Origin of the sequence: Streptomyces sp. NPDC093094 (genome assembly GCF_044754345.1) — a bacterium.
In the GTDB taxonomy this organism is placed as follows: Bacteria; Actinomycetota; Actinomycetes; order Streptomycetales; family Streptomycetaceae; genus Streptomyces.
Window position 1 is genome coordinate 1 of sequence record NZ_JBIVOX010000033.1, and the last position, 18,704, is coordinate 18,704.

An 18,704-nucleotide genomic window follows, 5' to 3' on the forward strand; every position below is an offset into this window, starting at 1 on the left:
CCGAAGGCGTCGACGATGTCCTTGTAGTCACCGGGCAGCGCGGTGCCCAGCGCTGCCTCCGTCGCGGCCCAGTCGACGCCGCACCGATCGGGCTCCGTCCGCCCGGTGGCCTCCCGCAGCAACGCCACCCACCCGGCCCCGGGCGGGCGGGTGAACGCGCGCCGGGCGAGGACCACCACGCGGCGCGGGCCCTCGGCGGTGGCCGTCACGCCGTATCCGAACCAGTGCTCGGCCAGCACCCACCCGCGCAGCTCCAGCAGCCCGCCCTTCCCGCCGATGGGGAGCCCGCCCTCCCCGCCCACCGGCGGACCGTCGGGCACCTCTGCCGCCCTGCCCCCGACGACCCAGGCACGTACCGGCAGACCCGTCCCGTCAACCACGTCCGCAGCGACGCGCTCCAGCTCGGCCAGATCCTCCGCGTCACTGGGCACACAGACATGCCCTGCCCCGTGAATGGGCAGCGGACAGTGCAGTTCGGGCGCGCGCCAGGCGTCGTTCAGACGGGCGCGCAGAGCTGAGGCGTCCACGCGGCCAAGTGAACAGCACGGCACTGACATCGAGCCCTTTCCAATCTGCACAAGCAGTACGCCGTTGGGCCGACCACAGGATGAAGCCCCGGGCAGGCGGGTTCTCAACCAAGATCACCAGTCTGTCAGGAGCTTCCGCGTGCTTGTCTGCCCGTCCGGTATCGACCTGTCCAGCCGCTCTCTGCAGCACCTGTCCGGTCTCCTCGCAGGCCACCGTCGACAAATCGGCTCCCGCCGGCGTCGCCCGACCTGTGGCCGGCAGGCCGTGCTCGTCCTGGCCCACCTGCGATGCGGCGACACCCACGCCCGCCTCGCAGCAGGTTTCCGCTGAGGATCTTGTAGGGGCGGACCAGGTCGCCGAGCAGATCAGCCTCGACACCGGCTCGTCGCGGAAGGGGCCGTGGACTGCATCCGGGCCAAGTACGGCCCTCGGTGTGACCGGCCCAGCTGCCGTCCTGCTGCGGGCGTCCTGACCTGTCCGGGAGCCGGCCGGTGTTTCGTGATGTCCATGACCCGCGGCTGAGGGGGGTGGCCGTGCGGCCCCCTTCTTGGGTGTTGCTTCAGCACAGGGGGCCGCACGGTGGTGCGGCGTCGATGTGGCGCCCTCGCATCCCATGATGCGGCATGTGCGTCCGGTCGGGGCCGGAAGTGACGTTTCCCCCTCAAATGGTTGAATCGGCGGCTATTTGACTCCTGCGGCCCGGGTGGCGGGAGGTAGCGGGGGGTGGCTGATGAGCCGCATTGTTCCGTAACCCCATGATCACGTGGCGGTCGTGCCGCAGGCCGGTCCATGCTGAACCTCGCCTTCCTGACGGCGCTTCAGCACCGCTGTCAGGAAGGGCTGTTGGCGCGGGGATCAGTGGTTCTCTGACAAGGAAACGGATTCAATGGCACGTAAGAAGGTGGTGACCCTCGCCGTCCTGGCGGTGGTCCTCACGTGGAGCACGGTGATGACCGTGCTGGGCCACGAGACGGCCGTCGCCGTCGTGGTCCCCTCGCTGGGCCTGCTCGTGCAGCAGATTGCCTACGCCCTGACCGCGCCCGACGGCACCCGCCCCGCCGACCCCCTCGGCCCGGCCGCCGAAAGCCCCGGCCCGGCCGCCAGCGGGGGACAGGAGGCGCCCCGATGATCTGGCCCCCGGACGCCGACCAGCCGCTCCCACCGGACACCTCCACCAGGCGCGGCCGCCCGCCCGCCCCGATCGCCGCGAGTGCCGGCCTGTTCCACCGCGCCTGGCTGGAACCGGTGCGCGCATTCCTGCACGCTTCCGGCATCACCCTCGATGACCTCGTGAACCGCTCGGGCTTCTCCAAGACCCGCATCAGCGAACTCCTGCGCGGCAACGACTACTACCCCGCCTGGGAGATCACCTCCAGCGTCATCCATGCCCTGGGCCTGCCCCTGGAACCGATGCGCCGCCTCTGGCTCGCCGGCGCCCGCGAAGCACGACGGCCCGAAGCATGGATCGAGCGCAGCATCAGCCAGGTCGCCCTTCAGCCGGAACCGCCGCCCGTGCCGTACGAGGCATTCACCGACACCGTCCGCGACGCCTACACCGCCTACGCCCGCGCCTTCCTCCTCACCGACCAGCGTGCCGGCGCCGTCGTCGCGGAAACCTTCGACATCCTCTGGCTGTCCTGGAACGAAGCCGCCACCAGCGAAAATCTTCCCCGCTATGCCTGGCAGCTGCTGCGCGCCCGGGTCATGGCCCGCGCCCACCACCATCACGGCCACCCCGACCTGCGCGCCGCGGTGTTCTCCACCGCCGAGATCCATGACCACATGCCCGGCCACTTCGTCGCCCTGAGCGAACTCACGCGCTTGTTCGACGCCATCGGCCGCCTCCCGGACGACCAGATGGACATCGCCGTCCTGCGCTACCTGTGCGCCGTCCCCGACGCTGCGATCCCCGGCATCGTCGGCCTCAGCGACGTCATCACCCGCGCCATCGACCACCATGCCCGGGCCGCCCTCGAAGCCCTCCTCCCCGACCTCACCCAGGAGTGAACCCGTCCCTCATGCCCCCCATCGACGCCCTCCTCGCCCGCGCCCGCCTCAACCCGCGCCCCGATGTTCCCGCCGACACCGTCTCCTACGCCGACACCGCCTGCCTCACCCCCCTCCCGCACGTTCCAGCACCGCCCGCCACCGACCCCGCGGCCGCCGCCCACCTGCATGACCTGTGCGAGGCGGTCGTCACTGCCGTCACCGCAGACGACCTGGAGTTCGTCACCGACACCATCCCCGAACCCCACGGCGCCTGGCTCCTGGGCTGCGCCCTCCACCTCGCCGGCATCGAAGACGGCGCCCGCTTCTGGTGGCAGTTCGCCGCCGCAGCCCCCCACCCTGCCGCCGCCTACTGCCTCTTCCTGCACCACACCGCCCACGGCGAAGACCACGCCGCCGACTTCTGGTACGCCCAGAGCGGCCTGGAACAGGCCGTCGAATGCGACACCATCACCGTCACCGGCATCACCCCACCCCTGAACCGGTTCCGCTTCGACGTCGGCATCCCCACCGTCCTGCGCATCTTTCACCGCCTGACCCACCCCACCGGCCGGGCCCGCCCGCAACGGGCCGAAGCCCTCACCAACTACGTCGCCCGCGCCGTCACCCGCGGCTACCGCCGCCACCCCGACGTCGAGATCCCCGTCCCCGAACCCCGCTTCGCCGCCCGCATCGCCTTCATCCTCGCCGCCACCCCGCCCTGGGCCCTGCGCCCAGAGCGCCTGATCGACTGCGTCCTGCCCCGCCGAAGCCAGGACCCCTATCGGACCAGCGAACGCCCGCTGGACAACGCGACCCAGGGCGCGCCCGGATGAAGGACCAAAGGGAGGCGCCAGTCAGCACGGTCGGGGTTGCCACGCACGGGCTGCCCGCGGATCCCGAACCTGCCCGGCAGGCGCAGCAGTGCGCAGCTGTCACTCTCCGGGACCCGCCAGGCGTGCGACACGGCTCGACATCGCCCTACAGTCCGATTGCCCGGCTACTTTGCAGCAGGGCTCATGGCCCCGTGCTTCCGCTCGCACGCCGCACGGGGCCGTTCTGTCCTGCGAAGCCTGCCCTGCTTGCGGGAGCACATGAAGGAATCCCCGCCCGGGCTGCGCCTCTCAGGGTGTCACCGGGGTGTGGGTACCGGCTCCGGGTCGGGGCTGGCGCTGCCTGCGATGGTGAACAGGCCGGTGTATCCGGTGTCCGGGGGAGTGCCGAGGGCGATGGCGTAGTCGCTGCCGGTGGGGAGATCTGCGGGGACCCCCCACTCGCACAGGCCGTCGGTCCCCTCGACGATGGCGATCTGCAGGACCTGCTGCAGAGCGGTAGCCCGTTCTTTCATAAGGTTCAGCGGCTGCGCGCCAGGGGCGGCGTCGCTCCAGATGATCGCGTAGGTCTTGCCTGCTTCCCACTGGGCGTTGGTGATGGGCGAATCCGGCGGCTGCGACGGCGGGCAGGGGCCGGGTGAGACTGGCGGCGGTGGCGTAGACCAGGCCGAGGGCGGCATTGGCCAGGAGGCGCTGCCGCGTCAGGGTGATGGGGTTGCTGTGCACGGTTGATGAAACGAAGCCCGGGCCCGCTCATTTCGCCCGCAGAGCCCGGTGTGATACCGAGCCCCGACTGCATCGGAAAAGTCGTCACGTCCTGGATGGCCCGCCCCTGGGATGCTGGCCCACGGCCGACAGCGCCGCTGCTGAATCCTGTACACGTCGATACAGACCCGGCGGCCGGCGTCGCCCCGGCAAAAGCGCAGGCCCACCTCGAACCGGAGGGCGCAGTTGCCAGGAAGCGACACGACGCGCCCGGCCGTGGAGCTGGCCGGGCGCGCCGATCGCTTCATGCGCGTGCGTGGGTGCGGTGTTCAGCCGTCACCGGCGCACTGCGGGTTGTGGTCAGCGGCGGTTGCCGCCGTGGTGGTGGCGGTTGTTGTTGCCCCAGGATTCGTCGTCGATGAAGCGGTCGCGGTCGTTGCGCAGGGTGGCGGTGTCGGAGCGGTTGTCCCAGACGTAGTGGCGGCGGTCCTGGTAGAGGTCGGTGCGGGTGTCGCGGCCCTGGCCGGTGTGGATGCGGACGGTTGCGCGGCCGGGCAGGCGGTAGCCGTCGAAGGTGTAGGTGTGGCCGTCCTCGTCCTCCAGCGTCCAGCCGTCGAGGTTGACGGCGCGGCGGGTGGTGTTGGTCAGCTCCACCCATTCCTTGTTCAGGGAGCGGTTGGAGCGGTCGTCGCGGCCGGGGGAGTCGTACTGGACGTCCGAGATCTCCACCCTGGGGGCGCGGGCGTTGCGGTCGTGGTCGGCGGCCGATGCCGGCAGTGCCGCGGCTCCGATGACGGCGCCGGCCGCGAGGGCGGCGGCGAGCAGACGGCGGGAAGAGGCGGTAGAGGAAGCAGACATGAGTCCCCCTGCATGGTGCGGGCACCCTCCCGTCGGCGGCAGCCGGCTTTTGCGGGGCTGTCCGGGGGTGGGTGCGGTGTGCGGGTGGCGGCCGGTTGGCCGCGCATCCACACTTTGTCCACCGTGTGCGGGAGTTAAGAGGGAAACACGCGCTGTGTTACCTGTTGACCATATTTCCGTGACTGTTGAGTGTAAAGCCCATGTATGTCTCATGCTCGCGAGGTTGACGTCTGGATGGATGATCGGCCGGTGCGGGAGCGGGGCCGTGCTCTCCTGCCGCCACGGCACGCCACCCCGCCAGACTCCGGCCTGTCACCCGAAAGTGAGTAACAGCCTGCTGCATCTGCCGTGCCGGGGAGTGTGGTCGTCACAGCGCGGTGAGAACAGGGCACTCGATCATGTAAAGAGACCGAGCTGGAGCGGGCGCCCGGCCGGGACATTGCCCGCCCGGTCACCAGTGGCGTAGGCGCTGGGAGGGGGTGCGGGTTTGTCCGCACTCGGGGTGTGCAGCGACGAGAAGACCCGTACGGGCCGAAGGACACCGGACGTCGATCCGCGTGTGCTCAGCCGTGCCGTTGCGCGGCGGGTGAGACCCTGAAGCCGTGGCCGCAGACAGCACGCAGTCCCACGACAACATGCAGGACCATGCGACGCATGTCCGGGCCGAAGCCGAACGCGTGCTCGCTGAAGCGGAACGGCGAGAACGCAGCGCTCACCAGCGGGTGCGTTTTTGGGGTGTCATCGACATCGCGCTCGGCTTTCCCGCCGCAGTCCTCGCCGGACTGTCCGGAGCCGCCGGCCTGGCTTCGCCGGACGCCCGGGTCCCCGCGGCGGTGCTGGCCCTCCTCGCCGCTGGATTCCTGGCCGGAGCGGGATTCCTGCGCAGCGACGTCAGACGCGCCGAGAACCGGCGCAGTCGGCTGGCATGGGTCCGGGTCGAGGCCAAAGCCCGCCTACTCCTGGTGCAAGGCGACCAGCTGGACCGGGCGGGAGCTCAGGAAATGCTCCGGGATCTGTTCGAGAGCCGCGCCGAAGCCGTCGCCACGCATGCAGAGGAGGCTTGAGGAACGGCCATCTCGGCGCTGCGTCGGTGGCGCGGGCTGTCGTTCTATGGGGCGGGGATGTAGGCGACCAGGGTCTCGGTGCAGTCGGCGGCGAGTTCGTTGAGCCGGTCGAGTTCGCTCTGGTCGGCGGTGAGGGTCCAACGCAGTTTCGTCGCGGTCCATTCCGAGGTGTAGCGGCAGACCGCGCCCGGGGTCGGGGGCAGCCACTGGGCGGGATCCTGGTCGGCCTTTGAGCGGTTGGAGCGTGCGGTGACGGCCACCAGCGAGCTTTCCTGCGCGAGGTCGTTAGCGTAAGCCTCGCGCCGTGCCGAGTCCCACGTGGAGGCGCCGGAGTCCCAGGCTTCGGCGAGCGGGACCATGTGGTCGATGTCCAGGCTGGAGGCTGCGGTGACGGTGATGTCGTCGTAGTAGGAGTACCAGGTGCCGCCGGTCAGGGCGCAGCCGACGCCGACGCCGACGACGGGGGCGGTGACGGCCTCGGCGATGAGGACTTCACCGCGGGTGGAGCAGCCGTCGGTGGGGTCGGCGCCGGTGTTCCAGTGGCGGAAGGCGTCGCGGGTGTAGCCATCGCGGGACTCGGCGCGCAGGGGGAGAGCGGCGACACTGTCAGCGAGCGGCAGGACGACCAGGTCGGCCGGGGCCCCGTGGGCGGGACCGGCTGCGGCGACGGGGCTGAGGGCAAGGGCGAGCACGGCCAGGCCGTGTACGAGTCGGATCACCGGCCCTGTGATAGCGCCTGACGATCCTGCCTCAGCCGTTGCCGGGCGCCGGGTGAGCCGCCGGGGTGAAGGCAGTCACCCGAACGCCTTACCGAGTTGCTCCAGACGTTCTCGCCCGATTCGCAAAGACAGGTGCGTGTTTGCCCACCACTGCCCTTCCGCGTCTAGGAAGCACAGAGCACCCCGCGGGGCGTCGCTCTTCACCTTCAGGTGGAGGGGGCCCTTCCCACGCCTGAGGTCAGCGCGGGCTGAGCGACCGGTGTGCCCGCGCGATGATGTTCTGGGCGTCGGATCCGTACACCGCTGACTCGCTCAGCGCTCCCCAGATCCGCAGGTAGGTCGCGACGGAGTCGGCGTCGTCGAGCCATATCTCCGCGTGCCAGTCCTCGGCGATCACGAGCTGCTCGTCGAGGATCCAGAAACTGTTCGCTGCCGGAATGCGCAGCGATGCACTGAGCGGGATGATGCCGACCTGGACGGTGTCCATGCCGATCGTGCCCGCGAGCCGGTCGAGTTGAGCCGCGAGTACCGCTGGGGAGCAGATCAGGGCATGCAGGGCCGCCTCCCAGATCAGCGCCCGGAACTGGTGGCCGCCCTCGTACAGCCACGCCTGGCGCTGCAGGCGGACCCGTACGGCTTCCTCGGTGTCGCGTCTGGTGCCGTACAGGTCGGCGTAGCGCAGGAACATCGCACGGGCGTAGTCGGCGGTCTGGAGCATCCCGGGGACGACGGCCTCTTCCCAGGCGCAGATGACCGAGCAGCGGCTGACTGCGAGGTTCCAGCTGTCCTGGACCGGCCGGTGCCCGGCAGCGAGTTGGCGGCGCCAGGAGCGGATGTGGGTCTCGAAGCCCTTCAGCCGGGCGAGGAGTTCGTCGGCCACGTCGGGATGGCCGACTGCATCGGCCCATGCGCGGAGGTCGTCTGCCGTAGCGGTCTGACGGCCGCCCTCCAGCTTGTACACCTTGGAGTGCGGCCAGCCGAGCCGCCCGGCGAGCTGGGTACCGGTGAGCCGGCCGTCAGGCGCCGACATGCGCAGCTCCCTCAGGCGCATGCCGAGGGCCTCGCGGGCCTGCTGGTAATCGGTGCTCACCGGTGGAGGTCAGCTGTGCGTATCGAGCTGTGCGACGAACTCGTCGTACGGCACCGAGGCGTGCACGGCAGTGTCACGGACCTGGCAGTAGCGCAGCACCTCGGCGGGCTCGGTGATGATCTCCACGTCGTGCCAGGTGTCGGTGTCGTCGAAGCGCAGGACGGCGACGAAGCGGCTGTCGAAGATCCAGAAGTCCTCGTCACCGAGGTGCGCCCGCTCGGCGTCCTCACGGCACAGGCACCTGGCGTCCTCACCGGTGGCCGCGTTGACCCGTGCGTAGGACAGCAGGAACCGCTGGCCCTCGGTCGGCGGACTGTCGACGACCCGGACCCGACCGACCCGCTTACCGGCCGCGGTCTGGCGGCTGATGTTCGTGCACCAGCCGCTGTCCAGGTCTGCGGGCGCCGTGCCAGTGGCGAGGAATTCCGCATAAGCCGGATCTTCCAGGTCCGAGGCGTACCCACGCCGTGTCTCCAGGTGCCACGCGGAGTGCTCGAACGTCGCGAAGAGCCGCCCGAACTCCTCGGGGCTGATCAGCTTGGGCACGCGCTGCATCTCCTTCGGGGCATGGTTGACGAGCAGCTCGCGCGGAACCACGACGGCAGCATCACCGCCGCCGAGGTGCTGGAGCTGCGCGAGCTCATCAGGGTCGGTCACGGGCGGGCCCTGCACGATGACGTCACCTGTCGCTACGTCCTCATGCAGTGCAGGGCAGCCGCCGTTCTTGCTGTCGGTACCGGTGAACCGCAGGCGTCGTGCCATGGTCCTGGTCCCTCCCTCCGTGTCGGGCACTGGTCGCCACCAGCATCACCACCCTGGGCGGGCCCTATCCACAGCCTGGCGCGGCCCGCGTGCGACCACACGAGAACATTCCATCAGAGAGCGAGAACATTCGAGAACATCGCCTGGCCCGTGTCAACAAGCCGTCCTTACGGTCCGGTTCATGGCACCAGACCTGCAAGACGTCGTAGACCCTTTCACTGCTGTGGAGCCGCTGCGCGCCGCCCTCGACAAGGCAGGGATCGTCCTGCCCTCCCTCGCCGTCGACGCGGGCGCGCCGTCTCTTCGCCTGGTCGCCTTTGGCCGCATCCGTGCGGACGTCGCGGTGCGCCTGGCCGCCGCGCTCCACCGAGAAGGCGTGGCATGAGGGCGTCGAGCGTTGCTCAGCGGCATGTAGCCGGGGAGACATGGCTCGCCAGGTGCACCCAAGACCCGGATTTCGTCCGCGCCGAGTGGGACGCCGACCGTCTCGTCCCCTTCGTCTCCGGCGTCCATTGGCTCGTCGCGGAGACCAGCGTCGTCCACGGCTTGCCGGCCGCGAGCCGGATCCCGGAGGCACTACGTGGACCGGTACTGGCCGATCCGTATGCGGACCGGGCGTGGTGGCTGGTCCCCCTCGACGCCGACGAGGATCTGGCCGGCATCCGGCAGGTGACGGTCCATCCCACTGGCTGGGCGCTGCGGTGTCCTGCGCCGGGCTGGGAGATCGACCGGCGGTATTGGCTGTGGCGTCCGGACGGTTCGGGCCGTCTCACCGATTCCGCTGTGCTTGCCGCCGCGCTGGGTCCCGGCGGATGTCGGCTCCTGGGGAGGACAGCGTGAGGAGCAAGACCATGGAGGAGGCCCCGGCGGTCGGGATGCCGCTGGATCCTGCGGAGCCGGCGGCGGGCTGTGATGTGTGTCAGGCGCTGGCGCGTGAGCGGACGGCCGCGACGGCCCGGCAGGACTGGTCGAAGGTGTCGGACCTGAACGTCGAGATGCGCAACCACCATGAAAAGCGGGCCCGGGCCTGGACTCGGCGGGCGCAGTGAGCGGCCGTACCTGAGGAGCTACGGCCGCCCGGCGGATCGGGCCGGGGGGCCGCCTGAAGGCTGCATGGGGCCGTCCTGGCCGACGAGCGGGCGGGTGCGGAGCGGCGGTCGCCCGAGGGCGAGCAGTACCGGGCGGCCGCTCAGGCGAGTGCGTCAAGCGGACGGTGCCGGGCCTTGGCCCGCTGCGGTCGGCTCGGCGGTTTCGCTGCAAGCAGCGTAGAAGACGGAGGTGTCCTGCTCGGTGCGCGGGGCCTGATTCCTGGCCGCGAGGCCCTCCATTGTGGAGCTTGCGATGTGACGGACCGGAACCTTCACCGCACACCACTGCTCTGCCGGGTGAGGAACTCCTGCACACCCGACACAGGCGGGAAACCGTTCCAGGACCGTGCGGGTTTGCATGCTGGCGGTGGCTATTCAGGCGTCACCGCCGTTCACGCGCTCGTGGATGTCGATGAGAGTGGCGATGGCATCGGGGTTGTCCGCCACGCCAACCCACAGCCCGAAGGCGGTGAAGACGGGCACGGCGTCGGTGTCTGCGTCGAAGATGACGCAGTAGTCGCCGTACCTGTCGAGCACCATGTCCCGCAGGACCGCGATGCAGCCGGTGTCCAGGACCTCCAGGGCGTTGACGGTGAGCTGGGCGTTCCCACCAGGTGCCGGCGGCTGGACCAGGGTGCCGGTGACGCGCAGCAGGTCGCCGGGCTGGATGCCGGTCAGCAGCTCGTGGGTGATCCGGGGGTCTGCGCTGGTGCAGGTGATGACCGTATCGGGGGCGTCGTCGACGACGGTGTCGATGTCGGCGGGGCGGACGACCAGGTCGAAGGCGGCGGTGCCGCGCGGGCCGGAAACGGGTATCGCGTCGACCCAGCCGTCGACGGTGCAGTGTTTGGTGTCCATCAGCTGGCCTCCGCCAGGGTCTCGGTGGGGCGAGGGGAGGAGGGTCGGGTGGTGCGCTGCGCGATGTCCAGCAGCTCGCGGTTGCGCTGGCGCTGTGCGTCGGTAAGCGGGCGGGCCTTCGCGCCGTGGCGGTGCCAGAGCGGGGAGGCGGGCGGCTCGGGGTAGGCGAGGGTGTGATCGACGTCGCGTTCGGTGTTGCTCATGAGGTCCTCCAGGTGGAGGTCGGGAGTGGTCGCCTTGGCCCTTGGGCTTCAGCGTGAGGCCGGAGGCGAACCGCTCGAGGCGGGCCTCAACGGGGCTGGCGGTGATCCAGTCCTCGGCCCATGCCTTGTGCACGGGCTCGCCAGCGTGGGAGCGCATGGGCGTGGGCTGGCTGCACAACGGACAAGAGGAGGTCCTGCCGGCGGTTGAAGTACCGGCCATCGCGCCAGACGAGAAGTTCGCCGGAGACCGGAATCAGGCCCGGCTCGAACGGCGGTTTCTGCTTCGCGCGTCCCCTGTCGGTCATGGCCGGAAGAGGGGCAGCCGCTGGAACATGCGATGCGATCCAGCAGGTCCTCGGCCGGTTTTCAGGGCCCGAGCTGTCCGGTGGCGAGGACCGGCAGCGGCAACTCCTGGACGTCCTCCAGGACCAGGTGCCAGGTGCCGGTATACCCCCACGACGTGCAGGGCAGAGCCCCCGAGGTCGCGGTGGCAGTCAACCAGGCGGGCCACGCCGATCACGGCTCCGGTAGTCAGCTCCCGGCCGTGGGTCGTGCGGGCGATCAGCGGCACGCGCAGGGCGGGCCGGTCGATCTGCTGGCCCGCGTGCAGGAGCATCCAGTCGGCGCCAACTCCAGGGCTGAGGAAGGTTCTCGACGTTCTTGGCGCCGGTGAGGATGCAGGTGGCGTGCGACTGCTGGACGCTGATCCCGCGGATCCAGTCGTTCTCGTGCGCGGCGGGGGTTATGCGGCTCGCCCCCACCCGGCTGTGCCCGACCGTCCGGCACGGCGTCCGTTGATCGACGGGACCGTGGTGTGCGCGGCGGTGGCGACGCGTGCGCGACCGGAGTGCTTGCCGTCGTACAGGGCGGCATCGGCGGCCCGCTGCAACGCAGTCAGGTCACGGGAGCCGAGGACGGCGGGGGTCGCGGCGCCGACGGAGGCGGCGACGTCGACGGTACGGCCGTCGTCCAGGGTGACCGGGGTGTGCAGCATTCGGACCAGCTCCTCCAGGCGCTGCTCCACACACGTGGCGGACAGCTGGAGGACAATCGCGAACTCGTCGCCGCCGAGCCTGCCGACGGACGCGCGCGGGCCCGCCCAGGCGGTGAGCCGGGCGCCGAACGCGGCAAGGACGGCGTCCCCGGCCGCATGGCCGAGGGTGTCGTTGATCTGCTTGAAGTGGTCGGCGTCGACCATCACCACGGCCACGCTGTCGCGGTGACGGGCCAGGATCCGGCGGGCGCGGGCGGTGTAGGCATCGCGGCGCAGCAGGCCCGTCAGCGGGTCGCGGCGGGTCCGGGCGAGCTGCTTGTACAGCGTGACGGCGTGCACGGCCCAGCCGGTCAACGGCACGGCCGCGGTGGTCAGTAAGAGTGCGTGCTGCCCGATTCGGGCCTGCATACGCAGGACGGAAGCCATACTGATGATCTCCTGTCTGTCTCGTCTCGTACACGAGGTGGGTGGGCCCGGGACAGCCGACTGGTTTTCCGGCCTTTTGGCGGCCGTCCCGGGGCGGATCTACAGCGTGAGACCGCTGCGGCTGCTCCAGCCGACGCAGTCGTGCCACAGGCGGGCCTGTGCGGCGGGCCACTCCATCTGCCAGCCGGGCCTCAGCCCGCGCGCTGCCCAGCTGTCCGGCTGCTTGCCGGGGATCTCGAGTCCGGCCGTGTGCGCGGCGAGCGCGGCGTCGTACACCTCTTGCGCGCGGCGCAGGGCTGCGGCGGGGGAGTCGGCGAGGCCGGTGAAGACGTGCACGCCATGCTGGCCGGGGTTGTTGCTGTGGTGGATGGGGACGTCGACCTCGTAGATGCGCAGGTGCATGACGTCCGGCTCCTCTCTGTTCAATGGCTGGGTGAGGGACCACCGCGGCCGTCGCGGCCCCGCTGGTGTGCCGGGGGCCGGGCAGTACGGAAAAGCCGGTCAGTCTCGGATCGCTTCGAGGGCCTGCTCTTCGAGGGCGGCGCGGCCTTCGGGGTCGTCGTCCTGACCGTCGGCGAGGGCGTGGACGGTGGTGCGGTGCGCGGCGAGACCTGCGGGGCCGCCCTGGACGGGGAGGTGGCACTGCGGGCAGCTGTGCCACCACTCGTCCCCCGTCTCGAGGGCTGCCGGGGTGAGGGGGTGGGGGTGCTCGTCCTGGTCGGTGTCGTCGTAGCTGCCGTGGACGTCGCACACGATGCCGTCCCGGTGGTCCAGTTCGCCGGTGAGCGCGCGGTGCAGGTCGGTGATGCTGCAGGCCGGCGTCCAGGCGTAGCCGCCGCATTCGGGGTCGGCGGGGCAGGGCACCATGACGTCGAAGCCGATGTCGCCCTCGCCGTCGACGTCGGTGCGCAGGGCCAGGGTGAGGTGCTGCTGGCCGAGGCGGATCTCCGCGACGCGGTCGCCGCCGGCGATGTCGGAGCCGTCCTTCCATCGCCACACCGGCAGGATGTCGGGGTCGAACGTGCGGCGGACCAGGAGCAGGTCGCTCAGTCCCGGGCTGCCGTCGTGGCCGAGGTCGGCCTCGTGGCGGGCGGAGAGCCGCTTCAGGAACGGCTCCAGCCGGTTCAGGGTGTCGGCGAAGACGACGGTGGTGAACCCTTCGGCGGCCAAATGTTGGTGGGAGTAGGTCATCGCCTGGTGCTGGGCGCGGACGACGTCCTCGGGCACGCGCCGGTTGGCTGGGCGCAGTCCCTGCCGCTGAAGGCAGACCGACAGGGGTGTGGACACGAGGACCGCGGCGGTGGGCATGCCGTGGCGCTTGGCGGCCATCACCAGCCCCACTCTCACTGACTGTTCAACGTTGGTCGCGTTCCCTGTCAAGTCGTTGTGTTCAGTCTCCGGTCGCGTTGCAGGGCTACCCGCGCGGGCGGAGAAGGAGCAGTGCGATGTCGTCGTTGCGGGGCGCGGATCGTTCGGCGTGGTCGAGGAGTGCGTCGGCGAGAGTTTCCAGGCTCTCGTCCTTTGCCGCTGCCAGGTGGGCGGCGAGGGCGGCGGTCGCGTCGTCGATATCGGTGCCGGGGGTTTCGACGAGTCCGTCGGTGTACAGGGCGAGGACGGATCCGGGTGCGAGCGGGATCTCGGTGGTGGGGTAGTCGGCGTCGGGATCGATGCCCAGCAGCAGGCCGGGGGGCAGGCGGAGGGTGTCGGTGCGGCCGTCGGGATGGCGGAGCAGGGCAGGCGGGTGGCCGGCGGTGGCCATTCGTACGCGGTGGTGGGTGGGGTCGAGGTGGGCGATGAGGCAGCTGGCGAACAGTCCGGGGTCCAGATCGCACAGGAGGCGGTTGGTGCGGGCGAGGACGTCGCCGGGGGTGGAGCCGGTGGTGGCGTGGGCGCGTACGGCGGTGCGGATCTGGCCCATGAGGGCGGCGGCGGTGGGGTCGTGTCCTTGGACGTCGCCGATGGCCACGGCGGCGGTTGCGTTGGTGCAGGGGATGAGGTCGTAGAAGTCGCCGCCGATGTCGATGCCGTGGCTGGCGGGCCGGTAGCGGGCGGCGGCGTCCAGGCCGGGGATGTGCGGCAGGGTGCGGGGCAGCAGACCGGTCTGCAGGCCGTGGGCGAGGGCGTGTTTGGCGTCGTAGAGGCGGGCGCGGTCGAGGGCCTGGGCGATCAGGCCGGCCAGCGAGGTGAGCAGGGCGCGTTCGGCGGGCGGGAAGGTACGGGGCTGGTCGTAGGCGAGGACGAGGGAGCCGACCGGGCGGCCGGAGACGATCAGCGGGAGGAAGGCCCAGGAGGCCATCGCGTCCTGGTGCACGGCCGGCGGATATGCCTTCTTGAGGTCGGCGAAGGTGGGGAAGAAGGCGGGCGTGCCGGTGGTGATGGCACGGACGGCCGGGGTGTCGGAGGTTAGCGGGGTGGCGTCGAAACGGCCCATCAGTTCCGGGCTGTAGCCGCGGTAGCCGGTGATGTGCAGGCGCCCTTCTTTCACGGTCAGCAGGGCCAGGGCTTTGGGGCCGAAGGCGGGCACGATCTGGTCGGCGGCGAGCTCGACCACGTCGTGCACGCCGGCGGCCTCGGCCAGCGCGGTGGCCAGGTGGGTCAGGTGGTACAGGGCTGTCGCGCCGATGGGCTCCGCGGGCTGCGGCAGCGGGTGTGTGGTGGCGGGCGGGTGTGTGTCAGCGGGGGTGATGTGGACGCTGATGCCGCTGTCGTCGGGGTAGAGCTGGAAGAGCAGCCAGGTGTCGGGTGGGCGGCGGGCGGTGAAGGAGGTGGGCTGGCGGCTGACCACCGCCGCCCGGTAGCGGTCTTCGAACACCGGCTCGTGCAGCCAGGGGAGCACCTCCCAGGGGCGGTTGCCGAGTAGGGAGCCTGCGGGAACGCCGACCAGATCGGTGCCGGCGGGGTTGATGAAGGTGAGCCGGCCGTCCAGGTCCAGGGCGCAGCAGCCCATGGGCAGGCGCGCGGTGAAGTCCAGGGCAGCGGTGGCCTGCATGGGGTCGGCTTCACGAGGGTGTGGCGCTGGGAGCAGGCGGGGCTCGTCCGGGGGCTTGAGCGGGTGGCCGCTGGCGGCGGCCTGGTGCAGGATCGCTGCCGCGCGGCGGCAGCAGGTGTTGATCGATTCCTCTTCGGCCGTGCTGAGCTGCGGCGGGTGCCAGACGGGCCACAGCAGCACGACGCCGCCCCACACGGTGCCGTTGCTCGTGATCGGGGCCGCGGCGAGCATGAAGTCGTAGGGCAGGACGAGGCCGACCCTGGGGTAGCGGCGGGCGACGTCCTCCTGGCTGCCCAGCCAGACCATGGAGCGCTCCCGTACGGCGTCCGCCACCGGGATGGCGGCGTCCAGCGGGATGCGGGCCCACGGGGCGGCGATCCGCCCCGACACGCCGCCCGCCAGGACCAGACGCAGGACCCGATCGGTCGACGGCAGCAGGTAGAGCAGCCCCACGGAGGCGGCGGTGTCGCGCATGACGTCGGCGAGGACGGAATCGGGCAGTGCCACGCCGGACCCTACGAGGGCGCTGGGCGCGGTGGGCCGCCGCATGGCCTACCGCCCGCTCCGGCCGGACCGGGCCACGCTGCGGGCGCGCCCGAAGCGGGCGCGGGCGGCCTCGGCGCTGATCCCCAGCCCCGCACCGATCTGAGCCCAGCTGGCCCCGGCCCGCCGGTCCGCGAGCACCGCCGCGCGGACCAGCTCCCCGGCCAGCTCAGGGATGCGGGCGACCGCCGCGCAATGCCATCCCGGGGGCGTTCCCGGCGAGGGCGGTGATCCGGGGACCTGGGCGAGGCCCTTCACCTGCGACAGCAGGACCTCGCCCGCCGCGGCGACCCTGTTCCGCTCGGGCGCGGCCTCCTGCCACCGGCGTCGGGCCCGCCAGGCCGCCTGCCGGTGGGCCGGCTGGCAGTAGCGGCGCCCGTGGCCCGTCGGCCCCGGCAGCCAGGCACCGCACCAGCCACACCGCACATCACCCATATAGGGATAATATGCCCGCTATGCCGTAACGGCCTTTCGGGGGTCTGCCTCTCTGGAGAGTGCGCAGTGCCTTGCCTCGGCTGGCAGCCTCAGCCGGTGGTGGGGCGGAAGGGGATCACGTTCTCAGCGGCTGGGGCAGCCTGTGCTGAAGGCCCCTTGCCTGCAGTGAGAACGGCGCTGGCGAGGGTGAGGTTGGTGACCAGCCGACGGAGTTCTTCGAGCTCAGCCTCTTTGTTGGCAAGGGTCTTCTTGAGCTTGGCGACCGTCGTCCGCAGCCGCTTCTCCGGCTCTGGGACCTGGCGTGCTTCCTTGCGGACACGTTCGTAGAACTCGTGCTTCAGATCGATATGCCGCTTCTGCAAGGCCATGCGGTGCACGCCGGCCTCGGCGGCGAGGGCGACCACGGTGAGGCTGCCGTTGGATGTGGTGGCCTGCCCGGTCAGGAGCCGGTCCATGGCTTCGCGGATGCGGGCGCGCTCGCCCAGGTGCTGCTGATTCATGTGAGGGCCTCGGCGGGTTGGGCGGTGACGTCGTGTGTGTCGGCTGTTTCGCGGAGCCGGGTGGCGTTGGCGCGCAGACGCTTACCGACGGGCTGTGGTGCGTGGGCCGCAAGCTGGTCGATCTCGTCGGCGCGTTCGCGCAGGCGACGGGCGTGGGTGTCGGTGCGGACGGCGTTGCCGCAGCCGGGTCGGCAGTCGTACTGCCTTGGAGCAGTGGCGCCCGGTTCGGGTTCGCATAGCGCGTTGTCGTGCTTGAACGCGCAGATCAGGAACGCATCGGGGTTGTCGAACAGCACGACGCCGTCTCGGGCGAGGAAGGCTGCGGCCTTCCTCGCGAAGGTGCGGGGGACGATGCGGCCCTCGAAGCGAGGGGTGTGGACAGCGGCGGTGAGCGCTCTGCGGGCGGCGGGTCCGGAGATCCGTTCGCCGGCGGCGACCTGGTCTCGTAGTCGCGCTGCGGTGTCGGCGGCGGCCAGTGCGGTTTCGACGTCGAGTACCGCGTGGATGCCGCGGCGGCTGCGGGCGCCGTAGCCAGCGGAGGTGCGAGCGTCCAGCACGGTGCGCATGTGCCCGTACTGGATGGCGAGCGCGATCAGGCCGCCGGGGCGCCGGGCGATATGCCAGGACAGGGTCCGTCTGAACCGGCCCAGCCGGATCGGGCCGTGGGGGTCCTCGGGGATGCTCTGCTCAGGAAGGCCCTGGGCTGCGGCCTCGTGGTTCACCCAGGCCACGAAAGCTTTGATGCGCATCGCCAGCGTGTCCTTCTTCAGTGCCCCGAGGCGATGGTGATGGTTGTGGTGGGCGGCGCTGAGGAGGAGTTCTCCTGGCGGGACCATCCGCTCCAGCACCCGGATGGCGTGGACGACCGGTGTGATCGCAACCCACGGGACGCTGCGCTCCTCACCGGCGGACACGTGGTTGCCGTCCTCGTCGGTGACGTTCTTGAAGTGGTGGCTGCGAATCAAGTGCCGTCCGGGAGTTCCGTCGTCCCCAGGGGCTGGGTCGGGGCAGCATCCGGACCGCAGGCTTTGGACCTCCTGCGTGCGCATACCGGTCAGGTAGAGGCAGATGATCGCGGCAGCGGTGCCAAGGTGGCGCATCAGCTCCGCTGCCTCGCTGAAGTCGATCTTCTCGCGCCACGGCTTCCCGTTGATCTGCCCGCGGACCGGCACCATCAAGGGGCAAGGCCCGGGCCGTTGTCCGACGATCTCCCTCAGGCCATGTTGCTGGGTGAACCGCACGACCTGACCGGGACTGGCGCCGGTGACAGCGCCGACGTACGTGCGGGCCACCCAGAACCGGTTTCCCACCCAGGTCGCGGGCAGCGGGGCACCGCTGCGCACCAGGGGAAGCAGTAGCTTCTCTAGAGCGGCCCAGCCGGCCGGGCTGGCTTTGTTCGAAGTGGCGAGATCGGCCAGGCGGCAGCGTTCGGTCCAGGCCGCCAGGATGTCGTCGGCGAGGTCGTCGACCAGCCGGATGGCCCAGATCAGCAAGGGGCCGAGGACCAGCGGGTCCAACGGCTCCGTCGAGTTCTCCCCGAGCGCGGTGTTCCCGAACGCGGGAAGGAAGTCGTCGACTCCTTCGGTCTCCCACGGAGGCTGCGTGATGCCGCAGGGACTGGCGCTGAGCTGGTCGAATGCCCACAGGTCCGTCAGCCGGGCACAGATGATCGCAGCCGTTTCGCGGGACACGCCCTTGCCCAGGCGCTCACTCGCATAGGCTCGCCACTCGTCTTCGGTGCACGCGGCGAGGCTGGGCAGGTGGCGTTTGTGCAGCCAGCGGGCGAGTCGCATCCACTCGTAGCAGGTGGCGCGCATGTCGGGACCGGACGTCCGGCCGCGCGCCACGACGCCGCGGGTGGAGAGGTAGGTGGGCCGGAGCCGGCCGTTGATCATCGTCCAGGCCACGAGCTTGACCTGCTCCCGCAGGGAATCGGGGCAGTTCTTCCAGTGAATCTTGCCCAGGCCGGTTCCGGGGTTGTCGATGAGCGGGGCCATCGACCACACGGCATCCCGGTAACGGGAGTTCGGATGCGTGTTGCCAGGGCTGATCCACGCGGACAGGACCACCGGGCTGTCCTCGTGGGGCATCGACAGCACGTACGGGTCCGTCTCGGCGGCAGC

The 18,704-nt window shown here is 70.7% G+C and carries 21 protein-coding genes and 3 pseudogenes; 8 read left to right on the forward strand and 16 right to left on the reverse strand.

Annotation, left to right across the window (positions count from 1 at the left end; genetic code table 11):
• A pseudogene (locus ACIQGV_RS37820) lies at positions 1–527 on the reverse strand (hypothetical protein); the annotation flags it as partial.
• 139 nt (positions 528–666) lie between these two features.
• On the opposite strand from ACIQGV_RS37820, the pseudogene ACIQGV_RS37825 reads away from it, so the two are divergent.
• The 4 genes and pseudogenes from ACIQGV_RS37825 to ACIQGV_RS37840 all read left to right on the forward strand — a co-directional run.
• Positions 667–852 (forward strand): annotated as a pseudogene (locus ACIQGV_RS37825) (IS5/IS1182 family transposase); the annotation flags it as partial.
• 562 nt (positions 853–1,414) lie between these two features.
• Positions 1,415–1,657, forward strand: coding sequence for a hypothetical protein (locus ACIQGV_RS37830; protein ID WP_402503565.1), 243 nt, complete (start codon positions 1,415–1,417; stop codon positions 1,655–1,657).
• A complete protein-coding gene (locus tag ACIQGV_RS37835) occupies positions 1,654–2,535 on the forward strand; it encodes an XRE family transcriptional regulator (protein WP_402503568.1) in 882 nt (293 codons plus the stop codon). The genes ACIQGV_RS37830 and ACIQGV_RS37835 overlap by 4 nt, the downstream gene beginning before the upstream one ends.
• An 11-nt stretch (positions 2,536–2,546) precedes the next feature.
• Positions 2,547–3,350 (forward strand): hypothetical protein, encoded by an 804-nt coding sequence (locus ACIQGV_RS37840; protein WP_402503571.1) that lies wholly within the window; start codon positions 2,547–2,549, stop codon positions 3,348–3,350.
• Positions 3,351–3,646: 296 nt separating this feature from the next.
• Here the strand turns inward: ACIQGV_RS37840 and ACIQGV_RS37845 are convergent, their stop codons facing one another.
• Both ACIQGV_RS37845 and ACIQGV_RS37850 read right to left on the reverse strand, forming a co-directional pair.
• Positions 3,647–4,027 (reverse strand): GPI anchored serine-threonine rich family protein, encoded by a 381-nt coding sequence (locus tag ACIQGV_RS37845; protein WP_402503574.1) that lies wholly within the window; start codon positions 4,025–4,027, stop codon positions 3,647–3,649.
• Positions 4,028–4,412: 385 nt separating this feature from the next.
• Positions 4,413–4,910 carry a lamin tail domain-containing protein gene (locus tag ACIQGV_RS37850; protein ID WP_402503576.1) on the reverse strand — a complete coding sequence of 166 codons (498 nt, stop codon included), beginning with the start codon at positions 4,908–4,910 and terminating at the stop codon, positions 4,413–4,415.
• A gap of 602 nt (positions 4,911–5,512) precedes the next feature.
• On the opposite strand from ACIQGV_RS37850, the gene ACIQGV_RS37855 reads away from it, so the two are divergent.
• Entirely contained in the window at positions 5,513–5,974 is a 462-nt protein-coding gene (locus ACIQGV_RS37855; protein WP_402503578.1) for a hypothetical protein, read from the forward strand.
• Positions 5,975–6,018: 44 nt separating this feature from the next.
• Here the strand turns inward: ACIQGV_RS37855 and ACIQGV_RS37860 are convergent, their stop codons facing one another.
• The 3 genes from ACIQGV_RS37860 to ACIQGV_RS37870 all read right to left on the reverse strand — a co-directional run bounded on the left by ACIQGV_RS37860 (position 6,019) and on the right by ACIQGV_RS37870 (position 8,545).
• Complete coding sequence (locus ACIQGV_RS37860; protein WP_402503581.1) at positions 6,019–6,693, reverse strand: HNH endonuclease family protein; 675 nt, start codon at positions 6,691–6,693, stop codon at positions 6,019–6,021.
• Between the two features lie 238 nt (positions 6,694–6,931).
• Positions 6,932–7,783, reverse strand: coding sequence for a helix-turn-helix domain-containing protein (locus ACIQGV_RS37865; protein ID WP_402503583.1), 852 nt, complete (start codon positions 7,781–7,783; stop codon positions 6,932–6,934).
• Positions 7,784–7,792: 9 nt separating this feature from the next.
• Positions 7,793–8,545 carry a DUF6879 family protein gene (locus ACIQGV_RS37870; RefSeq protein ID WP_402503586.1) on the reverse strand — a complete coding sequence of 251 codons (753 nt, stop codon included), beginning with the start codon at positions 8,543–8,545 and terminating at the stop codon, positions 7,793–7,795.
• Positions 8,546–8,726: 181 nt separating this feature from the next.
• Between ACIQGV_RS37870 and ACIQGV_RS37875 the strand changes: the two genes are divergently transcribed.
• From ACIQGV_RS37875 to ACIQGV_RS37885, 3 genes are read left to right on the forward strand one after another with little or no spacing between them, the layout of a single operon-like run.
• Positions 8,727–8,930, forward strand: a complete 204-nt coding sequence (locus ACIQGV_RS37875; RefSeq protein WP_402503588.1) for a hypothetical protein — start codon at positions 8,727–8,729, stop codon at positions 8,928–8,930.
• Entirely contained in the window at positions 8,927–9,385 is a 459-nt protein-coding gene (locus tag ACIQGV_RS37880) for a hypothetical protein (RefSeq protein ID WP_402503591.1), read from the forward strand. Before ACIQGV_RS37875 ends, ACIQGV_RS37880 begins: the two co-directional genes overlap by 4 nt.
• Complete coding sequence (locus ACIQGV_RS37885) at positions 9,382–9,594, forward strand: hypothetical protein (RefSeq protein WP_402503593.1); 213 nt, start codon at positions 9,382–9,384, stop codon at positions 9,592–9,594. Before ACIQGV_RS37880 ends, ACIQGV_RS37885 begins: the two co-directional genes overlap by 4 nt.
• Positions 9,595–10,008: 414 nt before the next feature.
• Here the strand turns inward: ACIQGV_RS37885 and ACIQGV_RS37890 are convergent, their stop codons facing one another.
• From ACIQGV_RS37890 to ACIQGV_RS37935, 10 genes and pseudogenes are all read right to left on the reverse strand, one after another.
• Positions 10,009–10,491, reverse strand: coding sequence for a hypothetical protein (locus ACIQGV_RS37890; protein ID WP_402503594.1), 483 nt, complete (start codon positions 10,489–10,491; stop codon positions 10,009–10,011).
• Positions 10,491–10,694 carry a hypothetical protein gene (locus ACIQGV_RS37895; RefSeq protein WP_402503596.1) on the reverse strand — a complete coding sequence of 68 codons (204 nt, stop codon included), beginning with the start codon at positions 10,692–10,694 and terminating at the stop codon, positions 10,491–10,493. The genes ACIQGV_RS37890 and ACIQGV_RS37895 overlap by 1 nt, the downstream gene beginning before the upstream one ends.
• A gap of 301 nt (positions 10,695–10,995) precedes the next feature.
• A pseudogene (locus tag ACIQGV_RS37900) lies at positions 10,996–11,455 on the reverse strand (hypothetical protein).
• Positions 11,437–12,114 (reverse strand): GGDEF domain-containing protein, encoded by a 678-nt coding sequence (locus tag ACIQGV_RS37905; RefSeq protein ID WP_402503598.1) that lies wholly within the window; start codon positions 12,112–12,114, stop codon positions 11,437–11,439. The pseudogene ACIQGV_RS37900 and the gene ACIQGV_RS37905 overlap by 19 nt, the downstream one beginning before the upstream one ends.
• A gap of 99 nt (positions 12,115–12,213) precedes the next feature.
• Complete coding sequence (locus tag ACIQGV_RS37910; protein ID WP_402503600.1) at positions 12,214–12,516, reverse strand: hypothetical protein; 303 nt, start codon at positions 12,514–12,516, stop codon at positions 12,214–12,216.
• Between the two features lie 99 nt (positions 12,517–12,615).
• Positions 12,616–13,494, reverse strand: coding sequence for an AAA family ATPase (locus ACIQGV_RS37915; protein WP_402503602.1), 879 nt, complete (start codon positions 13,492–13,494; stop codon positions 12,616–12,618).
• 34 nt (positions 13,495–13,528) lie between these two features.
• Positions 13,529–15,652 carry a SpoIIE family protein phosphatase gene (locus ACIQGV_RS37920; protein WP_402503604.1) on the reverse strand — a complete coding sequence of 708 codons (2,124 nt, stop codon included), beginning with the start codon at positions 15,650–15,652 and terminating at the stop codon, positions 13,529–13,531.
• Between the two features lie 3 nt (positions 15,653–15,655).
• Positions 15,656–16,081, reverse strand: coding sequence for a hypothetical protein (locus ACIQGV_RS37925; RefSeq protein ID WP_402503607.1), 426 nt, complete (start codon positions 16,079–16,081; stop codon positions 15,656–15,658).
• A gap of 89 nt (positions 16,082–16,170) precedes the next feature.
• A complete protein-coding gene (locus ACIQGV_RS37930) occupies positions 16,171–16,581 on the reverse strand; it encodes a hypothetical protein (RefSeq protein ID WP_402503610.1) in 411 nt (136 codons plus the stop codon).
• Positions 16,578–18,671, reverse strand: coding sequence for an integrase (locus tag ACIQGV_RS37935; RefSeq protein WP_402503723.1), 2,094 nt, complete (start codon positions 18,669–18,671; stop codon positions 16,578–16,580). The genes ACIQGV_RS37930 and ACIQGV_RS37935 overlap by 4 nt, the downstream gene beginning before the upstream one ends.
• Positions 18,672–18,704 lie beyond the last annotated feature (33 nt).